The organism is Nocardioides sp. TF02-7 (assembly GCF_022437945.1).
Classification (GTDB): domain Bacteria; phylum Actinomycetota; class Actinomycetes; order Propionibacteriales; family Nocardioidaceae; genus Nocardioides.
Map to the genome: position 1 here is coordinate 965,877 of NZ_CP092535.1, position 18,814 is coordinate 984,690.

The window sequence follows — 18,814 nt, forward strand, 5'->3', positions numbered from 1 at the left end:
ACCGGGCGCCGTCAGGCCCGGCCGGCCTCCTCGACGAGCGCCCGCACCCTCTCCGCGAGCGCGTCGTCGAAGGCGCCGGCCGGCGCCTGCCAGGCCCAGTTGCCCTCGTCGGTGCCGGGGGTGTTCATGCGGGCCTCGCTGCCGAGGCCGAGCAGGTCCTGGGCCGGTACGACGGCCAGCCGGGCGGTCGAGCGCAGGGCCAGCCGCACCAGGGCCCACGGCATCGGCTCGCCGGGTTCGGGCAGCTGGCCGCGCACCTGCTGCCGCACGGCCTCGTCGAGCTCCTCCCACCAGCCGAGCGTCGTGTCGTTGTCGTGGGTGCCGGTGTAGGCGACGCTCAGCTCGCCGTGGTGGGCAGGCAGGTGGGTGTTGCCGGGGTCGCCGTCGAAGGCGAACTGCAGCACCTTCATCCCCGGCAGCCCGAACCGCAGCCGCAGCGCGTCGACCTCGGGGGTGATCAGTCCGAGGTCCTCGGCGACGAGCGTCCCGGGGCCGGCCGCCTCCAGCAGCGCGGCGAGCACCTGCTCCCCCGGCGCCGGCACCCACCGGCCCTCGCGGGCGGTCGGGGCGTCGACGGGGATCTGCCAGGCGGCCTCGAACCCCCGGAAGTGGTCGATCCGCACCAGGTCGAACAGGTCCCGCTGCCGCGCGATCCGGCGCCGCCACCAGGCGAAGCCGTCGGCGGCCATCGCGTCCCAGTCGTAGTGCGGGTTGTTCCAGCGCTGCCCGTCCTCGGCGAAGTAGTCCGGCGGGCAGCCCGACACCGTCACCGGGCGACCGGTCGCGTCGAGCTGGAACAGGTCGCGGTGGGCCCACACGTCGGCGCTGTCGAGCGCCACGAAGATCGGCAGGTCGCCGAAGAGCAGCACGCCCCTGCTCGCGGCGTAGCCGCGGAGCCGGCCCCACTGCTCGGCGAACACCCACTGCTCGAACCGCAGCTCCTGGAGCCGGCCGGCCAGCGGGGCGAGGGCGGTGGCGACGGCCCGCGGGTCGCGGTCGCGCAGCGGCGCCGGCCACCGGTGCCACGGCGCACCGTCGTGGAGCTCGCGGAGCGCGGTGAACTCGACGTAGGGCTCCAGCCACTCCTGCTGGTCGGCGCACCACGACCCGAACGCGGCAGTGCGCGCCTCGTCGAGGTCGGCCAGCCGCGCCAGCCCCTGCGCCTCCTGGTCCGCCCGGCTGACCAGGTCGGGGTTGCCGGCCATCGCCGACAGCGACTGGTAGGGCGAGCCCTCCTCGTGGGTCGGCACCAGCGGCAGCACCTGCCACACCGAGCACCCGGCGGCGGCGAGGAAGTCGACGAACCGGTAGGCGTCCTCACCGAGGTCGCCCGACGGGAGCGACGTGACGTGCAGCAGCACACCGGCGCGGCGTACGGCGAGCGGTCCGGTCGGCTCGGGCATCGCGCTCCTCGGCTCCTCGGGTCAGGGGCTGTCGAGGGTAGCCGGGAGCCCAGCGGCTCCCGGCGGCCGCCGGCGGTCAGCCGCCGAGCAGCCGCCGCCGCTCGGCCTGGACGCCGGCCTGGAAGCGGGTGCGCGCGCCGAGCGTCTCCATCAGGTCGGCGACCCGGCGCCCGACCGTTCGGCTGCTGAGCTCGAGCTGGCGGGCGATCGCCTCGTCCTTCATGCCGGAGGCGAGGAGGGTGAGCAGCCTGCTGTCGGTCACCGGCTCGCCGTCGGCCGTCCCCGGCACGATCGGCACCGCCTGCTCCCACAGCAGGTGCCACAGCTGCACCAGCGCCTCGACGAGCGCGCTCTCGCGCACCACCAGCGCGCTGCCGCGCACCTCGTCCATCGCGAGCGGCAGCAGCGCCACCGACCGGTCCGAGATCGTCAGCTTGATCGGCACCTGCGGGTGCACCCGCGACTCCTCGCCGTCCTCGGCCGAGCGGATCGCCTCCTCCAGCGCGCCCGGCAGCTCCAGCGACTCCGGTGCGTAGATCCCGCGCACCCGCACCCCCACGCCCAGCCGGCCGCGGACGTGCGGGCCGGCGTCCTCCTGGCGGACGGCGTACGGCGGCCGGTCGAGCGCCAGCACCTCGCTCTCGGTGCCGTTGACCAGCTGGACGAACCGGTTGGCGATCGCCTGCTGGCCGACGATGACCTCAACCAGGTTCTCGGGCCGCAGCCGGGCCGGCGACCGCATCTCCGCGACCAGCGCGCGGGCGGCCGACCGAGTGCGCTCCAGCTGGGCCTGCTGCCGGGCGACGAGCACCTCGACCGCGACGTCCGGGCGGGCCGGGATCAGCCGCGCCGGGCGGTGGGCGGTGCGGCTGAGCAGGCCCAGGTCCTCCAGCCGGGTCAGCGACCGTCGGAGGGCGGTCCGGTCGCGGCCACTGGCCTCCACGAGCTCGCGCACCGTGCACTCCGGCGTGCGCAGCAGCGTGCGGTAGACCGCCTCGTCCTCGGCCGACACCCCTACCGCCTGCAGCACACCGCCATGGTCCCACGATGGCTGCTTCTCGTCATGACCGGAACCGGACACCGCCAGCGATGGACCGGCGGGACCTCCGGCCACTAGACCTCCCCTATGCGTCGCACCCTCGCGTGCCTCTCGGCCGCCGCAGTCACCCTCGTCCTCCTCTCTCCCCGGCCTCCGCGCCACCGGCCGGCGGCCACGCGCCCGCCGGGGCTTCCGCGCCGACACGGCCGGCAGGGCCGGCAGCACCCGCCGCTTCCCCCACGAGCGGCGCGAAGCAGGTCACCCTGGTGACCGGCGACGTGGTGACGGTGACCGAGCACCCCGGCGGACGGCGTACGTATGACGTCGCCGCGGCGCCCGGCACCTCGACCGGCTTCCTCACCATCGAGCGCGGCGACGACCTGCTCGTCGTGCCCAACGACGTGCAGGCCCTGGTGCCGGAGCGGCTCGACCCCGAGCTGTTCAACGTGACCGGGCTGATCGAGCAGGGCTACGACGACGCGACGGTCGAGGAGCTGCCGCTGATCGTGACCCACCGCGACGGCGCGCAGGCCGACGTGCCGACCACCGACGTCACCGTGCGGCTGGAGAGCATCGACGGTGTCGGCGTCGAGCTCGACAAGGAGCGCGCGGACACCTTCGGCGACCGGCTGGCCGGCCTCGCCGCGGCGGTCGACCGCGGGCGGCAGCGCGCCACCGCGCTCGGCGACGTCGACAAGGTCTGGCTCGACGGCCGGGTCGAGATGACCCTCGACGAGAGCGTGCCGCAGATCGGCGCCCCCACCGCGTGGGAGGCCGGGCTCGACGGCAGCGGCGTCACGGTCGCCGTGCTCGACACCGGCGTCGACCGCGAGCACCCCGACCTCGCCGAGGTCGTGACCGGCGAGCAGAACTTCACCGACACCGAGACCGCCCGCGACGGCGCGGGCCACGGCACCCACGTCGCCTCCACCATCGCCGGCACCGGCGCGGGGATCCGACGGCCGGCTGCGCGGCGTCGCCGACGGCGTCGACCTGGTCAGCGGCAAGGTGCTCAACGACAAGGGCGAGGGCTACACCTCCTGGGTGATCGCCGGCATGGAGTGGGCGGCCGCCGAGCAGGACGCCGACCTGGTCAACATGAGCCTCGGCACCACCGACCCCGCCGAGGGCGAGATCATGGACGCCGCCGTCGAGCGGCTGACCGCCGAGCACGGAACGCTGTTCGTCGCGTCCACCGGCAACGCCGGCTGCGACGAGTGCATCGGGCACCCGGCCGCCGCGCCGTCGGCGCTCGGCGTGGGCGCAGTGGACAAGTCCGACCGGCTCGCGTGGTTCTCCAACCGCGGCCCGGTGGCGGTGACCTACGGCGTCAAGCCCGAGGTCACCGCGCCCGGCATCAGCATCGTCGCCGCCCGTGCGCAGGGCACGTCGATGGGCTTCCCGGTCGACGACCTCTACAGCGGGGCGGACGGCACCTCGATGGCCGCGCCCCACGTCACCGGCGCGGCCGCCCTGCTGCTGCAGGCGCAGCCCGACCTCGGCCCCGAGGAGCTCAAGGGCTGGCTGATGGCCACCGCCCGCCCCCACCCCGACTACACGATCAACCAGCAGGGCACCGGCCGGGTCGACGTCGAGCGGGCGCTCGAGCAGCCGGTCTTCGCCGCGCCCGGCAACGTCGGCTTCGGGCTGCTCCGCTGGCCGCACGACGAGCGGCAGCCGGTGCGCCGCACGGTCACCTACCACAACAACGGCGCGACGGACGTCGAGCTGGAGCTGGCGGTCGACGTCGCGATGGCCACCGGCAAGCCGGCACCCGCGCGCACGGTCACCACGTCGGCGCGGTCGGTCACGGTGCCCGCCGGCGGCACCGCCGACGTCGACGTCGTGCTCGACACCTCGACCGGCCAACCCGGCCGCTACAACGGCCTCCTGGTCGCGGAGGCCGCCGACGGCACCGTGGTGCGGACGCCGGTCAGCTTCCACCAGGAGCGGCAGCTGTTCGAGCTGCGGGTCGAGGGCATCGCCCGCGACGGCCGCAAGGCCCGCGGCACGGCGAGCATCGTCAACGTCGACGACGGCACCGTCAGCGCGCTCCGCAGCTTCACCGGCGACCCGGCCGCGCCGTGCGACGAGAACCCCTACGCCGGCTCGACCTGCGTCCTGGTGCCGCCGGGCACCTACTCGGTGATGGGCATCGTCGAGACGATGCCGTCCGACGTCGCGCCCGACAGCTGGGGCCCGGCGCTCAACCGCAGCCTCGCGGGCGACCCCGAGATCGAGGTGACCGGTCCGACGACGGTCGTCCTGGACGCGCGGAAGGCGAAGGAGGTGAAGGTCCGCACCCCCGACCACCCGACCAAGGCCAACGTCGGCGGCGCGATGGAGATCGCCTTCCACCGGACACCCGAGTACGGCGCCGACGTCGAGGTCGGTCTCTCCAACTGGCCCGGCGCGGTGATCGACGAGCGACTGTTCCTCCAGCCGACCGAGCGGGTGGCGACTGGTGAGTTCGACGCCTACACCCGCTGGCGGCTCGAGCCCCCGCAGCTGACCCTCGACGTGCGCGGGAAGCGGCCGGTGCCGGTCGACCCGCAGTACTACCCGCAGACCTCGTTCGCCGACTTCTCCCACCAGCTGCCGATGCTCGAGGGCCGGCTGCGGGCCGACGTCGTCGACGCCGGGCTCGGCCGCGAGGAGGACGTCGCCCGGCTGCGGCTGCAGGGCCGGATCGCGCTGGTCGAGCGCTCCGACGAGATCCCGGTGGCGGAGCAGGCCAACAACGCCGCCGGGGCGGGCGCCGCGCTGGTGCTGGTGCACCACGACCGGCCGGGGTCGAGCCTCGAGACCGGCCCGACGACCGAGCCGCTCGCGGTGCCGACCGCCCGGATCTCCCACGAGGAGGGGACGGGCGCTGCTCCGGGCGCTGCGGTCCGGCCGGGTGCGTGCGGACGCCCGCGGCGTCGCGGCGCCGCCGTACTCCTACGAGCTGATGGTCACCGAGCGGCGGGAATCTCCCGCGACCTGCGGCACGTGGCCCGCACCCGCTCCCTGGCCACGGTGACGTCGGCGCTGCACAGCCAGGTCGCGGCGACGGCGTCGATGGAGCAGACGTGGTATCCGTTCCAGCCGTGGCAGCGGAGCTCGGGGTCGCAGATCGTGCCGGTGCGTGACGCGCCGCGCAACCAGGTCACGTACCTGACGCCGAGCCGCGTGCGGTGGTCTCGCCACCTGACGACGCCGGAGCGGCAGAACGGCGGCCTGTTCGGGCCCTACGACCCGGTCCACCACCTCCACTTCTCCGCTGCGCCGCGCTCGTACGCCGCCGGCCGCCGCTACCGGCAGTCGTGGCTGGAGCAGCCGGTGGCGCTGGGCGTCGACCGGGCCTACCCGCCGACCCGCGTCGGGGACGTCGTCGAGCTCTCCCTCGGTTTCGTCGACAGCGGCGGCCACTTCGCCGGCGCGGGCAGCGGCTGGTTCGAGGAATCGGTGGCCGGCGAGGCGAAGGTGTTCCGTGGCGGTGAGCTGGTCGCTTCGACGACGATGGACGCGACGCCGTTGACGTTCGAGGCGGCGCCGTCGCGGGCGACGTACCGGGTGGTCTACGACGCGGAGAACCGCTCGGTCGGGACGCGGTTGTCGACGCGGACCCGCTCGGAGTGGACGTTCGTGTCGCGCCGGCCGGCCGAGGGTAAGAGCCGGGTGGAGCCGATGCTGTCGGTCGACTGGGACCTCGACCTCGACCTCCGCAACCGCGCTGGTCGCGGCCGGCACCGGATCGGGTTGTCGTTCAGTCGTCCCGGTGGTGCCACGAAGGTGCCGGTCTCCCGGGCGGTGCTGTCGGTGTCCTACGACGACGGCCGGACGTGGCAGCGCGTGCGCGACCTGCGCCGGGCGCGCGGCGGTGACTACACGGCGTCGGTGCAGCACCGCCGGTCGGCGCGCTTCGTCTCGCTGCGGCTGAGCGCGACGGACCGTCGCGGCAGCACGCTTCGGCAGAAGGTGATCCGCGCCTACGTCGTCCGGTAGGGCGGGCGGCCGCGCCCGCGTCCACGGGCGCGGTCGTCCCTCATGCGACCTTGGGTGGTGGTCGTTGGGCGGGGCGGTAGGAGCACCTGCTGGTGTCGTCGACTGGTGGTGGTGGGGTCCAGACAGGTCGGCGGGTGCCGGGATCGATCTGGACCTGCCATGGTGTGCGGTGGGCGAGGGTGTGGTGCTTGCGGCACAGCAGCACCAGGTTGTCGAGGCTGGTGGGTCCGCCGTCGGCCCAGTGGAGGATGTGGTGGGCGTCGCAGGCGATGGGGAGGCGGTTGCAGCCGGGGAAGGCGCAGTGCTGGTCGCGCAGGACGAGGGCGAGCCAGATCGCGGCGGTGACCAGGCGGCTGGCGCGGCCGACGTCGAGGACCTGGCTGTCGCTGCCGAGGACGGCGGGGGATGATCTCGGCGTCGCAGGCCAGGCGGCGTACGGCGGCTGCGGACAGGGTCTCCCCGGAGGGCAGGGTGCCGCCGATGCCGGGTTGACGTCCGCGGCGCGGTCCCCGGCCGTCGGCGGTGTGGCCGGTCGCGTGGGCGGCGTGGTCGGCGAGTTGTTGGCGGAGGTCGTCGAGGGTGGTGGTGACGAAGATCCGGGCGGTGGAGCCGTGGGCGTGGGGCAGGGAGTCGGTGGCGTGGAGCCGGTCGCAGGTCTCGACCAGTGCGTCCCACATCCGGGCGCCGGCGTCGCGCGGGTCCTTGCCGTCGTGCGCGCAGCCGGGGGTGGGGCAGGGGGCGTCCGAAGCGGCGGCCCTGGTCGTCGAAGCGGCTGATGTTGTCGGGGTCGCCGCCGCAGGCGCCGCGCTCGGTGACCACGGGTGCGGCCAGGGGCATCAGGGTGGCCTTGACCAGCTCGGCCTCCTCGAGGCTGGCGTAGCCCTTGATCCGCACGCCGCCGAGGGTGTCGTTGGTGAAGGAGAGGAACCGGGCGTGGTGGACGCCGCGTTCCTCCAGCTCCTTATCGCGGTCCGAGCCCAGCACCCGGCCGTCGGGGTCGAGCTCCTTGACCACGCCGGGGAACGCCTGGTCGAGGTCGGTGGCGTCGCGGCCCTTGGTGCGGGCCAGGTCGACCAGCACCTCCGCCGCGCCGATGCGCAGCTTGGGTACCTGGGGGCAGGGTCGCGACGCGCCCGCCGATCGCGCCGGCCTGGGCCAGGGAGAGGTCGCCGGCGCTCATGGCCGCGCGCACCACCGGCAGGTCGGCGGTCTGCTTGGCGACCCGGTCGTAGGCCGCGCCGGCACCCTTGCGGCCACCGAGGGCGTGGGTGAGGAAGTCCTTGGTCGAGGCCCAGCCCGCGGCCTCGGCGGAGCCGGTGGCACCCAGCCGCTCGGTGATCCGCACCAGGGCGGCGTCCGCCTGGTTCTTGACCTTCCCGAGCAGCACCGCGACCTCGAGCAGGTCCTGCCCGCCCACGGCGTCCCAGTCGACCTGCGCCACCGCCGCGGCAGTCTCGACCGCTGCAGCGGCCGAGGAGCGGGCGTCGGGAGTAGGCATGCGCCCATCCTACCGAACGCGTGTTCGATTGTCGACACTCCGTTTGGTTAAGAAATCAGGCCCTGCTGCCCCGGACCTCGTCCAGGTACTCCGCCCGCAGCTCCGCCAGCCGCGCGCGCAGGTCCAGGTCGCGCATCACCTCCGCGACCGTCGGGCAGTCCTGCGGTCCCGTCGCCCCGGGCACGCACAAGGTGCACATGTCCCCCGGCCGCAACGGGCACTTCGCATCCGGCGCCATCCCACTCCCCTCGCGTCGTCTCCATCGTCGCCGGCCGCGCGGTGGCGCCGTAGGGGCGAAGGTCCTGAGTGGCCGGGCCGGGCGGCGGTGGGGTTTGCGGAGGGGCAGGCGCGGCCCGGGACGCGGGGTCTCGTCAGGCGGCACCCGCCCCGCGGATGCGCAGGTTCATCAAGGGATGTCGACGAATCTGCACTCCCCACGGTGGGTACGCCGTGGGAGGCGCAGGTCGAGCGACATCCCTTGATGAACCTGCGCCACCGCCGCACCCGGTGGACACGATCCAGCAGCAGTCGCACGATGGGTCGATGACCTCGGTCCGCTACCTCGTCGACGACGTCGCAGAGGCCGTCCGGTTCTACACCGACGACCTCGGCTTCACGGTGCGCGAGCTCCACGAGCCTGCGATCGCGATCCTGTCCCGCGCCGACCTCACCCTGTGGCTCGCCGGCCCGACCTCCTCAGCCGCCCGGCCGATGCCCGACGGCCGCCGGCCCGCACCCGGCGGCTGGAACAGGTTCGTGCTCGAGGTCGAGGACCTCCCCGCCCTGGTCGACGCGCTCCGCGACAACGGCGTCCCGTTCCGCAACGACATCGTGACCGGCCCTGGCGGTCAGCAGATCCTCGTCGAGGACCCGTCCGGCAACGTCATCGAGCTGTTCGAGCCAGCGGCGAGGCGCTGAGCTGCAGCGAAAGCTGAAGTCGTCGCCGAGGTGCGCCGCAGCTCCGCCGACCACTCGAGTCGTCAGATTCATCAAGGGATGTAGGTGACCCGGCGCTTCCCATGGCGGGTACGCCGAGGGAGGTGCGAGTTCGTCGACATACCTTGATGAACCTGCGCCGCGTGATGATCCCGGCGAGCCTCACCCCGACACACCTCCGACCAGCGCGACGATCGCGCTCACCAACGCCTCGAGCCCGTCGTGCGTCGCACTGCCCGGCTCTCGCATGTAGACGTCGCGCCGCACCTCCACCATCAGCGACGCGACCCGGAGGTCCCGCCGGTGGTGCCGAGACGGCACGTAGGTCCCGGCGAACGGCTCGTCGACGACCACGTCGTACGACGCGAACGCCCTCTCCGCTGCCTCCAGCAGCCACGCCGGCGTGTGCTGCTCGTCGACGCCGAGGCAGACCTCCGGCCGGCGCTGGTCTCCGTGCAGCTCGTAGGGCAGCGGCTGGCTGGGGTAGGAGTGGAGGTCGATGATCACCGCACGGCCGGCGACGGCGAGCCGCTCGTCGACCAGGTCGGCGAGGGCGGTGGCATAAGGCGCGAAGTACCGCTCGACCAACCAGGCCTCACCTGCCGGGTCCGGCTCGCGGAGCACGCGGCCGTGCGACGTACGGGTGTAGACCGCACCCATCCCGACCGCGCGCATCTCCTCCCGTTCGTCGGTGAACCGCTCCGGGTCGACGACCAGCCGCGAACGCTCGTTGACGAACAGCCACGGCTCCGCGCCACTCGTCGTCGCGGCCACCGCCTCCGCCATCGCGTCCGTGTGGAGGTCGGTCATGTGCGCGAGCTCGACCGCCAGCTCTTCGTGGTCGAGCATGATCGAGCGGCGCGCGTCCGGCGAGACGTACGTCGACGCGTGCGGCACGTGCAGCACCACCGGCGAGGTCAGCGCACCGACGCGCACCCTCGCCGAGGCGTTCCCCGCCCCTTCGAAGTCGAGGACACGGTCCAGGAACAGCGACGTCTGCTCCTCCGTCAGCAGTCCGCGGTCGAGCGCTCTGCGCAGCGCCTGCACCCGGGCGAGCCGCGTGTCCGGCGCGGGCGGCCCATCGGCCAGCTCCGCCCCCCAGCACGATCGCTCCGAACCGCACCGCCTCGTCCCGCCGACGCCGCTCCTCCTCGGACATTCCGCTCATCTACGCCTCCTCGGGCCTCGTGGACCCGGGCAAGCCCGCGGTCCGTCGTTCCGCGGCCGGGTCGGCCGCGGCAGGTCGTCGCCCGGGGCACCCGCGACGGTGGCGGGTTGCCGCCCAGCGAGCCGGGGCTTGGCGCTGGGACTCATGACCTGCCGAGAAGGCTACGAGGACGCTCCGACACAACACGTTCACCGGAGCGCAGACATCACCGGTTTCGCTGATTCCGTCGACCGCGACCGCCATGCTGCCCGTCGTGGATTCACCAGAACCGAGCACGACCGAGGCGCAGCCCGCTCCTCCCCCGCCGCCGACCCGACCGGCGATGACGACGATCCCGACGGCCCGCCGGGTCCTGCGCTCCTGCGTCGAGCCGCTGCTGGCGTACGCCGTGGCGTTGGCGGCCGCGGTCGGCACCGCGGTCCTGCTGGTCGCCGCGCTGGCCCTGCAGTCCGACGGCGGCGCGACCGAGGACGACCCGACCGAGGGCATCGATATCGAGGCGATCGGCACGCTCGTCGGGATTCCGTTCCAGCTCGCCGGCATGGCGTTGGGCGGACCCGTCAAGCTCGGCGACGACGAGTTCAGCATCTCGCTCTACGCGCCTCCCCTGTTCGTGACGGCCGTCTTCGCCGTCGCCGCCTTCTGGCTGTCGAGGCGGAGCGAGAGGGCGGCGCCGTCGCCGAGCGCCGCGGAGCGAGTGATCCTCGCCGTCTCGGGAGCCTTCGTCACCGCGGTCGTCGTCACGGTCGCGACCCGGGTGCTGGCCATGCGCAACGACGGGGCGGTGATGCACGCCGCGAGCGTCGGCCTGTTCTTCGGCGCGTTCTCGCTCGCAGGGGTGGCGGCGGTGCTCGGCCGGTTCGCGGCCCACGGATCGCTCTGGCCGCGTTGGCTGCCGGCCGACGGCCGCCGGGCTGCACACCTGGTGGTCCAGCACGTGCTGCTGTGGGTCGTTGTCGCGATCCCGGTGGCGGTGGTGTGGTTCGGGGTGGAGAGCAGCCTTGCAGCGGGCTTCTACGCACTGGTCTGGGGTCCGACGGTGGGGTTCGGGGCGTTCACGCTGGGGCATCTCGGTGCGCTCACGACGCTCGGACAGCACGCGTTCGCGTGGGACCTGGGCTGGTTTCCCGGGGTCGTGCTGCCGCTCCTCGCCGTCCTCCTCACCGTGATCGCCTCGATCGCGTGGCACCTTCGGCGCGGTCACGATCGCGGCCTGCTGGCGCAGCCGGCGTCCTGGGTCGCGCTGCCGGTCGCCTACGCCGGCGCCGCGCTCGCCGTCTGCCTGCTGTCGACGGTCGGGGTCTCGGGCGCGTTCTTCGGCGCCAGCGCCGGCGTCACGTTCCACGGCGCCTACTGGCTGATCCCGGTGCTCGCCGTGTGGGGGTGCGGCGGTCGAGGTGCTCTCGCGGTACGTCGCTCCCGCGCTCGCCGGCGCCTTACCGCAGTCCCTCGCACGTCGGCTCGCCCGCGGACCGGCCGAGCTCGCGTCGCCGCCTGCTCCGTCCGTGCAACGGCTCCCGATGACGCCGGACGACCGGGCCCGTGCGAAGCGGGCGCTGATCGGCGTCGGCGTCGTGGGCGGTCTCGGTCTCGTCGGCTTCGTCGCGGTCAGCGTCGTCGGGTCGACGATGTTCGACCCGGAGCAACGGGCCGAGGCCTACCTCGACGCCCTGGTCGACGGCGCCGCGGCGGAGGCCCTCGAGCTGGCGCCGGTGGACGGCGACGAGGCGGCGGACGCGCTGCTGACCGACGAGGTCTACGGCGCTGCCGACGACCGGATCACCGGCTACGAGATCACCCAGGTCGAGGAGCTCGGCGACACCGTGCTGGTCACGGTCGACCTCGAGGGTGTCGAGGAGGGCGACGACGTCACGTTGACCCTGGAGTCCGACGGCCGCAGCGGCCTGTTCTTCGAGGACTGGAAGCTGGTCGACGGCGGACTCGCCACCGAGGTGACCGTCTCCGTGCCGGAGGACAGTGCGTCGCTGCAGGTCAACGGCGTCGAGGTCGAGGCGAGCGCCGGCACCGACGTCGATCTGTGGGCCCTGCCCGGCTCCTACACCTTCGACCCATACGGCGACAGCGAGTGGTTGACGCCCGTCGACGCGCCGACGACGGTCACGCCCGGTTATGGAGGCACCTACGCCGAGATCCCCGAGCCCGAGCCGTCCGCCGCGCTCGAGGAGCTCGTCGACGCCGAGCTGGCCGCGTGGGTCGAGGGCTGCATGGCCGCGACGGAGGCCGCCCCCGCCGGCTGCCCCTCAGGAGATCTACCCCTATGGCGACGAGCAGCGGAACCTCACCTGGACCCTCGTCACGATGCCGTCGGTCTCGTGGGACGGCTTCTACGGCACCTTCCCCGCCGACCTCTCGACCGAGGAGGGCACGGCGACCGCCACCTACGAGTACGACGAGTCCTACGGCTTCGGCGCGCCCGAGTGGACCACGGAGACCGAGGAGTCGTCGCTCTACGTCGACGTGACGGTCGACCTGGTCGACGGCGAGCCGGTGGTCTCCTTCGAGGAGTGGTGACCGCCCCCTGTGGATGACCGGATGCGCGCAACGAGAGATGGCCGGATCATCGCTGCATGACCCCGAGCATCGACATCACGACCGACCGGCTCCACCGCGCGGTCCTCGACCTGGTGACCGAGCACGGCCCGCAGCATCCCGACTGGTTGGCCGCGCGGGCGCGGAAGGTGTTGCGTGATGCGCGGGTGACCGACGGGTCGGTGCTCGACGCGGTGGCCGTGTCGACGGTGCTCATGCAGCGTCCGGACGGCACCGTCGACCAGGTGCTGGCGCTGCTCGACGACAACGTGCTCACCCATCGGGTGCGGGCCCGCACCGGCGGCCGTACGGACCTGTGGCTCGGCGTCGGCGTGCAGCCGCTCCTCAACGTCACCGCCTTCCGGTCGATCCCGCTGCTCGACGGCTCCGGATCGGTGGGCCGTCCCGAGAGCGGGCACGAGGTGCTCGTCGGGCCGCCGGGGTGGCTCCCGGACGTCGACCGCTACGAGCTGGTCGGGCTGCGGATCACCGGCGGCCGGTTGTCGGTCGAGCCGGTCGCCGAGGACGACCTCGCCACGCCCGAGCAGCAGCTACAGGTCCGGCGGATGGTGTCGAGCATCTACCAGGTGGAGAAGCAGCACCACTGGCCGAAGCCGCTCGACGTCTACGAGGACGAGCTCCTGGCCCGGCCCGAGCTGGTGGCGCTGGCGATCGCGCGGGCGCTGCTGGAGGACCCCGCGCTGTTCGTGACGCCGTACCCACCTCTCGACGAGCTGCTGCACAACCCGCTCAACCGCGACGTCGACCTCGACCACTGGCGCGACGTCGCCGTCGGCCAGCAGATCGAGACGCTCGGCTTCTGGGTCGACGGCTTCCCGCCGGGGCTGCACATGGAGCTGGAGGCGCGGGCGCGGCGCTACGGCATGACGACGGCGCAGTTCATCGTCGCCCTCCTCGGCACGCTGGCGTGGCGCACGCCGTTCGCCGAGGACATGGAGCCGTGGGACGACTGGGACCCGGACCGGCAGCTCGCGAAGGTCTCCAACCTCACCGCCGAGGACGAGCAGTGAGCCGCGTCCTCATCCGCGCAGCAGCCGCGCCCTGATCAGCGCCGCCCGCCGGGCGGCGACGAGGTAGCCGGCGTCCCCGAGAACGACCGGGTCGCCGGACATCCGCTCGCCCGGAATCCCCAGCATCCGCTCGAACCGCCGCGCCCGGTCGCCGACCGACGTCACCCCGAACACCTCGAGCAGCTCGCCGGCGGTCACCGGTCCGTACTGGCTGATCGAGTCGTTGGCCGCCGCCACCAACCAGGCCACCGCGGCGGCGTGGGTGCGGGCCTGCGCACGGCCGCGGAAGTACGCCGCGTCGGCGGCCAGCAGGTCGCGGAGCAGCCGGCGGTTCGCCGTGCGGTGCTCGACGTCGAAGAGCTCGTCCGCGGCTCGATCGCACAGCTCCAGGATCTCGCCGACCTTCGGCCGCAGGTCGTCCGGGACGCCGGACCAGTCGAATTCCTCGTCGGGCAGCGGGTCGGTCGTCAGCGCGGCGAGCGCCTCGGGGCCTCCCACCGCCCGCTCCTCCTCGGGTCCGAGGTCGAGCCCTCCGACGTGCGCCATGGCCAGCTGCGCCAGCTCCGTCGCCGCGTCCCGCGCGGGGCCGCCCAGCGCCTCGAGGTACACCGGCTCCCACTGGTCGATCGCGGCGATCGTGGGCTCGGTGCGGTACGACGGCACGCCGCGCTCCGCGTGCGCGTAGCGGACGAAGCCGCGCAGGACCTCGGGCAGCCGCGACATCACGGCCCGATCTTCGATCACCTTGCGGGGGATCCAGTCGGCGAGCGCCACCTCCACCGACACCGGGCTCCAGCGCAGCGGGTCACCGGTGCCGGTCGCGGAGCCGAACCACACCAGCGACTCGGCGAGGGACCGGGCGTCACCGTCACCACGCCACGGCGCGCCGTGGGGGCTGGCGAGGAACGCGTCGACGATCTCGGCGTACTCCTCGTCCGTCCAGTCCTTCACCTCCGGCACGGCGCCGCCGGGCGGCATCGTGCGCAGCAGCCACCGCACGAGCGGCCGGCCGACCGGCCACGCCTCCTGCTCCGGCATGCCCAGCGTGATCGCACCCCGCTCCAGCGCCTGCTCGAGCAGCGCGCGGGCGTCGGCGGGGTCGACCGCCGCATGCGTCATGTCCCCGTCCTCGTCGAGCATCCGGAACTTCGCCGTGACCGACTCGAGCGGTTCCTCGGCCGGGAAAGCGTCCTTGACCACGCCGCCCATGTTGTTGTCGACGAGGACCACGTAGGTCATCCGCTGCCCGTCGGCGAACCTGACGTCGAGCAGGTAGTTGTCGCCGTCGCGCAGCGGCTCGGTGATCGACACCACGCCCTCGACCCTGGTGTCGCCGAGCGACCGCAGCCATTCCGGCATCGGCTGGGTGCGCTCCAGCAGCGTGGTCCGGACCCGGGTGGCGAGGGCTTCGTCGTCGGTCAGCTCGGCGATCACGTGGAGCGCCGCGGTCGTGGCCGCCACGTCGAAGGTCTCGAACGACGCGACGAGCTCGTCGAGGTCGTACGTCGGCTCCTCGAGCGGCGCCGGCTCCGCCAGGTGGACGACCCCGGAGACCAGGGCGAGCAGGTCGAGCGGGTGGTCGGCGTACAGCGCACGCTTGATCTCCTTGATCAGCGGTAGCTCGTCGGCGACGGATCTGGCGTCGTGCTCCCGGCGCACGATCGTCGGCCGACGGGGCTCGCGGGCGCGGTGGGGCTTGCGTCGGTTCTTCGCCACCGGACCAACGTAGCCGTCGGTGCCGGGCTCTCGTCCTCGCCCCGCGCCGACGCGGGCGGTTGACCGGCTGCCCTGCGGGCACCTGCCTCGCGTGCACGCCGTCCTGCTGACGTGGAACCCGGGCCGCGACGACGACTACGTCTGGACTCCCGCCGCGTGGGACGCCTCCGTGGTCGCCCCCCTGCTCGGACGGTCGCCCGGTCGCGACAACCTGGGGCGTGGCGCACCACCACAACGGCATCGAGCCCGGCGGCGACGCCTTCCTCTACCGGCAGGGCGCCCACGGCCGCGGGATCGTCGCCCGCGGCACCATCCACAGCCACCCGGCCCCTGCCCCGCACTGGGACCCCACCCGTTCGCGACGAGGCGCGACCACCAAGATCGTCGACGTCGAGCTCGTCGAGGCCGTGCCGGTCGAGCACGCGCTCGGCGTCGACCAGCTCGAGGCCGTCATCCCGGACTTCGCGTGGCGCAAGGTCTACAGCTCGGGGCGGCTGGTCGCCGCGTCGCCGGCGGAGCGGCTGCGGCGGCTCTGGGACTGGCACGTCGCGGAGGAGGCGTGATCGTCCGACGGATGCGGAAGCCGCGGATTATCCGGGAGCCGGCTCCGATCCGCTGACTTATCGAGTTTCTCGGACGAGGTCCTCGACTCCCTGATATTCGTGATCGCGATCCAGGGAGAGAACGTGATGGCCGACTCGACATCCACGCCCGGCGCGGGCGCACGCGCCGACTGGTACGCCGACCCCCACAACCCCGCCCAGCTGCGGTACTGGGACGGTCGCCGGTGGACCGCCCACATCGCGCCACGGCCCGCGGACTGGGGCGGTCCGCAGTGGACGACGTACGCGCCCCGACCGGGCGACCGCCGCACCGGCGAGACGGGGCGCCGCCGGTCCGGCCTCCCTGGCTGGGCGATCGCCGGCCTGGCCGTGTTCGTCGGACTCGTCGGCCTCGTCGTGGTGGGGTCCGTGCTGTCGGTGGTGGCGCCGGAGCCGGAGCAGCCCGGGAACGCCTCGGCCGCCGACCCTGGTTCGCCGACCCAGGAGCCCTCGTCGACGCCGACCTCCACCACGCCGGCACCGACTCCCACGGAGACCGAGACAGAGCCGCCCACGTCGGTCGTGCCGCGCCTCGTCGGCCTGACCCGGGCGAAGGCCGAGGCACGGCTGACCGCTGTCGGACTCGACGTCGGCGACGTTCGGCAGGCCTACTCGCGCAAGGCGCCCGGAACCGTGCTCCGGCAGAGCGCGGAGGTCGGAGCGTCCGTCCTCACCGGGACCTCGGTGGTGCTCGTCGTCGCCAAGGCCTATCCCAAGGTCCCTGGAGTCGTCGGACGACGGAAGGCCGCGGCCGTGGCGCGCCTGCGCGACGCCGGGTTCAAGGTCGACGTCACCACCGAGAAGCGCTCCTCCGGCAAGGACGGCGTCGTCCTCCGGCAGACACCGGCGGGCGCCGCCCGCGCCAAGCCGGGCTCCTCCGTCTCCATCGTGGTGTCGAACGTCGTGCGACCGGCCCCGACCCACAACTGCACGGCCGGCTACGACCCGTGCCTCCCCGCCCGCCTACGACTACGACTGCGAGGGCGGCTCGGGCGACGGCCCGGCCTACACCGGGTACGTCGTGGTGACAGGCTCCGACCCCTACGACCTCGATGCGGACGGCGACGGCGTCGCCTGCGCGAGCTGACTGCCGTCGGCGGTCGTGACCGAAGCGACCAGCATTCCGCGTCGCCGATCGCCATGCCGCCCATCCTTGGTCCTGGGAGCGGGACCGTACGGCGTACCTCCGACACGAAGGTGGGGGCGGCCTCGCGCGCCTACCAGCGGTGCGCCACGTCGACGACCACGCGATGGCCCCCGTCCTCACCAGGAAGCCGGAACACCCGCATCGGCAACCGCGCCCGAACCCCGAGCCCGATGATGGTCTGCCCCTCGAAGCTGCTGGCGAACGCGACCTGGCGGAACGTCTCGTAGCCCGCGACGTCGACGAGCTCGCGCCACTTCTCCGGCTGGTAGGTGTAGCTGCGGTCCTCGTCGAGCACGGAGGCGTTGACGACGACCTGCAGTCGGGCGGCGCCGCGGAGCGGCACCCGCTGGCCCGAGCCGTCCGCGACCACGCGCCGGACGTACCTCACGCCGAAGCCCGGCTTGTCCTTGCCGGCGCTGTTGAGGTCGATGACGAGCCGGTCGAAGCAGGCGTGCCGGCCGGACCGGACGTCGGTGATCTGTCGCCGGGAGTAGTGCTGGGCGCTCTGTTTCATGAGCGAGCCCCACGTCGCCGTGCAGTCCGGGGCCGGTGCTGTTGATGGCGTGGCTGCGGCGGCCGCGGTCGTGCCCGGCGCCAGGGTCAGCGCGAGCCCGAGTGCCAGCGGTGCGGCGAGGCGTCGACCTCGCGAGATGATCGTCGTCATGGCGTCCTCCTCGTGAACACCCGTTGGACGTCGATCGGGCCCGTGTGGTTGACAGCCCGTGCGGCTACGCCCTGGGCGCCTGCTCCTCCAGGAAGTCCCACCAGGTCCAGAAGAAGTCGTCGCCCGCGTCGGTCAGCCTGACCGAGTCGTGGTCGAGGACGAGGATGCCGAGGTCGGCGACGAGGCCGAGCGCTGCGTTGACCCTGCCTCTCCTGTGGGTGCGCCGCAGGGCGCCGTCGGCGCCGGACATCCTCCGATCTTCCGGCGGGGTCAGCCACGCTTGGCAGAAGCGGTCCATCTCCTCGAGGCTGACCGGGCGACGGCCGTGGACCAGGGACCGGAGGATCGCCTGGGTGACGATGGCGGTGGAGAGCTCCCTCTCCCGCAGCCACTCGAAGACCCCGATGGCCGCCCGGATCCCGAGGTCGCGCCAGCCCTTCGCGGTGGGCTCTTCCTCGACGGGCCGACCCACGATCCGTCGTCCTTCGTCGACGAGGAGGCCGGCAGCCCCGCCACCTGCGAGGAGGCGCTCCAGGCCCACGCTGTCGCCGGCGCTCCGCGTCGGCCGGTCCCGAGCGACCTGCTGCTCGATCCAGGCCTCCATGCCCATCGCGGCGGGTCCCGGCAGCGGTGGGTCGATGTCGTACTGCAACCGGGCGAGGTCGCGCGCCCACTGCTCGAGCCCGAGCGCGTCGTAGGCCTCGCGCGCCGGCGCCACCCTCAGGTTGCCGGTCGCTGTGAGCGGCACGCCGTCGCGGGCCCAGGTGGCGAAGTCGAGCAGCGTGCGGAGGTACGGCGACGCCGCGAGGTCGTCGGCCACGCCCTGGAGGGGCGTCGAGTATCGCTCGTCCGGCAGCTCTCCTGCCATCGAGCTGATGAGCGCCACGACCGGGTCGTCGGTGTAGTAGGCGGCGTAGAGGCGATCCTGCTCCGAGAGACCCTCCGAGTCGGGCGACGGCAGCAGTCGCTGGCGCTCGAACACCGGCAGGTCGTTCCAGCGGCGGTTGATCTCCTCGAGCCGTGCTTGCAGCGTCGCGGTGTCGGGGGGCGTCGTCGATGTCGATGCCCTGCGA

At 73.4% G+C, this 18,814-nt stretch carries 16 protein-coding genes and 1 riboswitch; of the genes, 6 read left to right on the plus strand and 10 right to left on the minus strand.

The window, feature by feature from the left end:
* Window positions 1-11: 11 nt before the first annotated feature.
* The 3 genes from malQ to MF408_RS05000 all read right to left on the minus strand — a co-directional run bounded on the left by malQ (window position 12) and on the right by MF408_RS05000 (window position 3,353).
* Window positions 12-1,403, minus strand: coding sequence for a 4-alpha-glucanotransferase (gene malQ, locus MF408_RS04990; RefSeq protein ID WP_240250484.1), 1,392 nt, complete (start codon window positions 1,401-1,403; stop codon window positions 12-14).
* A 76-nt stretch (window positions 1,404-1,479) separates the two neighbouring features.
* Window positions 1,480-2,433 (minus strand): helix-turn-helix domain-containing protein, encoded by a 954-nt coding sequence (locus MF408_RS04995; protein ID WP_240250485.1) that lies wholly within the window; start codon window positions 2,431-2,433, stop codon window positions 1,480-1,482.
* 83 nt (window positions 2,434-2,516) lie between these two features.
* A complete protein-coding gene (locus MF408_RS05000) occupies window positions 2,517-3,353 on the minus strand; it encodes a hypothetical protein (protein WP_240252218.1) in 837 nt (278 codons plus the stop codon).
* Between the two features lie 55 nt (window positions 3,354-3,408).
* On the opposite strand from MF408_RS05000, the gene MF408_RS24975 reads away from it, so the two are divergent.
* Window positions 3,409-6,429: a S8 family serine peptidase gene (locus tag MF408_RS24975; protein ID WP_275693436.1), complete on the plus strand. Its 3,021-nt coding sequence runs from the start codon at window positions 3,409-3,411 to the stop codon at window positions 6,427-6,429.
* On the opposite strand, the gene MF408_RS05015 is transcribed toward MF408_RS24975, so the two are convergent.
* From MF408_RS05015 to MF408_RS24980, 3 genes are all read right to left on the minus strand, one after another.
* Window positions 6,414-7,106 carry a hypothetical protein gene (locus MF408_RS05015; protein ID WP_345893848.1) on the minus strand — a complete coding sequence of 231 codons (693 nt, stop codon included), beginning with the start codon at window positions 7,104-7,106 and terminating at the stop codon, window positions 6,414-6,416. The two genes, MF408_RS24975 and MF408_RS05015, sit on opposite strands and share 16 nt — an antisense overlap.
* A 284-nt stretch (window positions 7,107-7,390) precedes the next feature.
* Window positions 7,391-7,927 (minus strand): DUF222 domain-containing protein, encoded by a 537-nt coding sequence (locus MF408_RS05020; protein WP_240250486.1) that lies wholly within the window; start codon window positions 7,925-7,927, stop codon window positions 7,391-7,393.
* A gap of 55 nt (window positions 7,928-7,982) precedes the next feature.
* Window positions 7,983-8,165: a DUF6767 domain-containing protein gene (locus MF408_RS24980; protein WP_345893849.1), complete on the minus strand. Its 183-nt coding sequence runs from the start codon at window positions 8,163-8,165 to the stop codon at window positions 7,983-7,985.
* A gap of 305 nt (window positions 8,166-8,470) precedes the next feature.
* Here MF408_RS24980 and MF408_RS05025 point away from each other — a divergent pair, with 305 nt between their 5' ends.
* Window positions 8,471-8,845, plus strand: coding sequence for a VOC family protein (locus tag MF408_RS05025; RefSeq protein ID WP_240250487.1), 375 nt, complete (start codon window positions 8,471-8,473; stop codon window positions 8,843-8,845).
* A gap of 180 nt (window positions 8,846-9,025) precedes the next feature.
* Here the strand turns inward: MF408_RS05025 and MF408_RS05030 are convergent, their stop codons facing one another.
* Window positions 9,026-9,910 (minus strand): N-formylglutamate amidohydrolase, encoded by an 885-nt coding sequence (locus MF408_RS05030; RefSeq protein WP_240250488.1) that lies wholly within the window; start codon window positions 9,908-9,910, stop codon window positions 9,026-9,028.
* Between the two features lie 160 nt (window positions 9,911-10,070).
* Window positions 10,071-10,181, minus strand: a riboswitch (SAM riboswitch).
* A 444-nt stretch (window positions 10,182-10,625) separates the two neighbouring features.
* Window positions 10,626-10,760 carry a hypothetical protein gene (locus tag MF408_RS24985; protein ID WP_275693356.1) on the minus strand — a complete coding sequence of 45 codons (135 nt, stop codon included), beginning with the start codon at window positions 10,758-10,760 and terminating at the stop codon, window positions 10,626-10,628.
* A 791-nt stretch (window positions 10,761-11,551) separates the two neighbouring features.
* On the opposite strand from MF408_RS24985, the gene MF408_RS05035 reads away from it, so the two are divergent.
* Together MF408_RS05035 and MF408_RS05040 are read left to right on the plus strand one after the other, a co-directional pair.
* Window positions 11,552-12,580, plus strand: a complete 1,029-nt coding sequence (locus MF408_RS05035) for a hypothetical protein (protein ID WP_240250489.1) — start codon at window positions 11,552-11,554, stop codon at window positions 12,578-12,580.
* Window positions 12,581-12,619: 39 nt separating this feature from the next.
* On the plus strand, window positions 12,620-13,612 hold the full coding sequence (locus tag MF408_RS05040) for a hypothetical protein (RefSeq protein WP_240250490.1): 993 nt from the start codon (window positions 12,620-12,622) through the stop codon (window positions 13,610-13,612).
* Window positions 13,613-13,621: 9 nt separating this feature from the next.
* Here the strand turns inward: MF408_RS05040 and MF408_RS05045 are convergent, their stop codons facing one another.
* Window positions 13,622-15,328 (minus strand): hypothetical protein, encoded by a 1,707-nt coding sequence (locus MF408_RS05045; RefSeq protein ID WP_240250491.1) that lies wholly within the window; start codon window positions 15,326-15,328, stop codon window positions 13,622-13,624.
* 218 nt (window positions 15,329-15,546) lie between these two features.
* Between MF408_RS05045 and MF408_RS05050 the strand changes: the two genes are divergently transcribed.
* Both MF408_RS05050 and MF408_RS05055 read left to right on the plus strand, forming a co-directional pair.
* On the plus strand, window positions 15,547-15,891 hold the full coding sequence (locus MF408_RS05050; RefSeq protein WP_240250492.1) for a hypothetical protein: 345 nt from the start codon (window positions 15,547-15,549) through the stop codon (window positions 15,889-15,891).
* 99 nt (window positions 15,892-15,990) lie between these two features.
* Window positions 15,991-17,304: a DUF2510 domain-containing protein gene (locus tag MF408_RS05055; protein WP_240250493.1), complete on the plus strand. Its 1,314-nt coding sequence runs from the start codon at window positions 15,991-15,993 to the stop codon at window positions 17,302-17,304.
* A 501-nt stretch (window positions 17,305-17,805) separates the two neighbouring features.
* On the opposite strand, the gene MF408_RS05060 is transcribed toward MF408_RS05055, so the two are convergent.
* Window positions 17,806-18,723, minus strand: coding sequence for a hypothetical protein (locus MF408_RS05060; protein ID WP_240250494.1), 918 nt, complete (start codon window positions 18,721-18,723; stop codon window positions 17,806-17,808).
* Window positions 18,724-18,814 lie beyond the last annotated feature (91 nt).

Bases quoted from the DNA above. Each gene is read 5' to 3' on its own strand.
- malQ (WP_240250484.1), bottom strand. From the start codon at position 1,403: ATGCCCGAGCCGACCGGACCGCTCGCCGTACGCCGCGCCGGTGTGCTG.
- MF408_RS05015 (WP_345893848.1), bottom strand. From the start codon at position 7,106: ATGTGGGACGCACTGGTCGAGACCTGCGACCGGCTCCACGCCACCGAC.
- MF408_RS05020 (WP_240250486.1), bottom strand. From the start codon at position 7,927: ATGCCTACTCCCGACGCCCGCTCCTCGGCCGCTGCAGCGGTCGAGACT.
- MF408_RS24980 (WP_345893849.1), bottom strand. From the start codon at position 8,165: ATGGCGCCGGATGCGAAGTGCCCGTTGCGGCCGGGGGACATGTGCACC.
- MF408_RS05025 (WP_240250487.1), top strand. From the start codon at position 8,471: ATGACCTCGGTCCGCTACCTCGTCGACGACGTCGCAGAGGCCGTCCGG.
- MF408_RS05035 (WP_240250489.1), top strand. From the start codon at position 11,552: ATGACGCCGGACGACCGGGCCCGTGCGAAGCGGGCGCTGATCGGCGTC.
- MF408_RS05040 (WP_240250490.1), top strand. From the start codon at position 12,620: ATGACCCCGAGCATCGACATCACGACCGACCGGCTCCACCGCGCGGTC.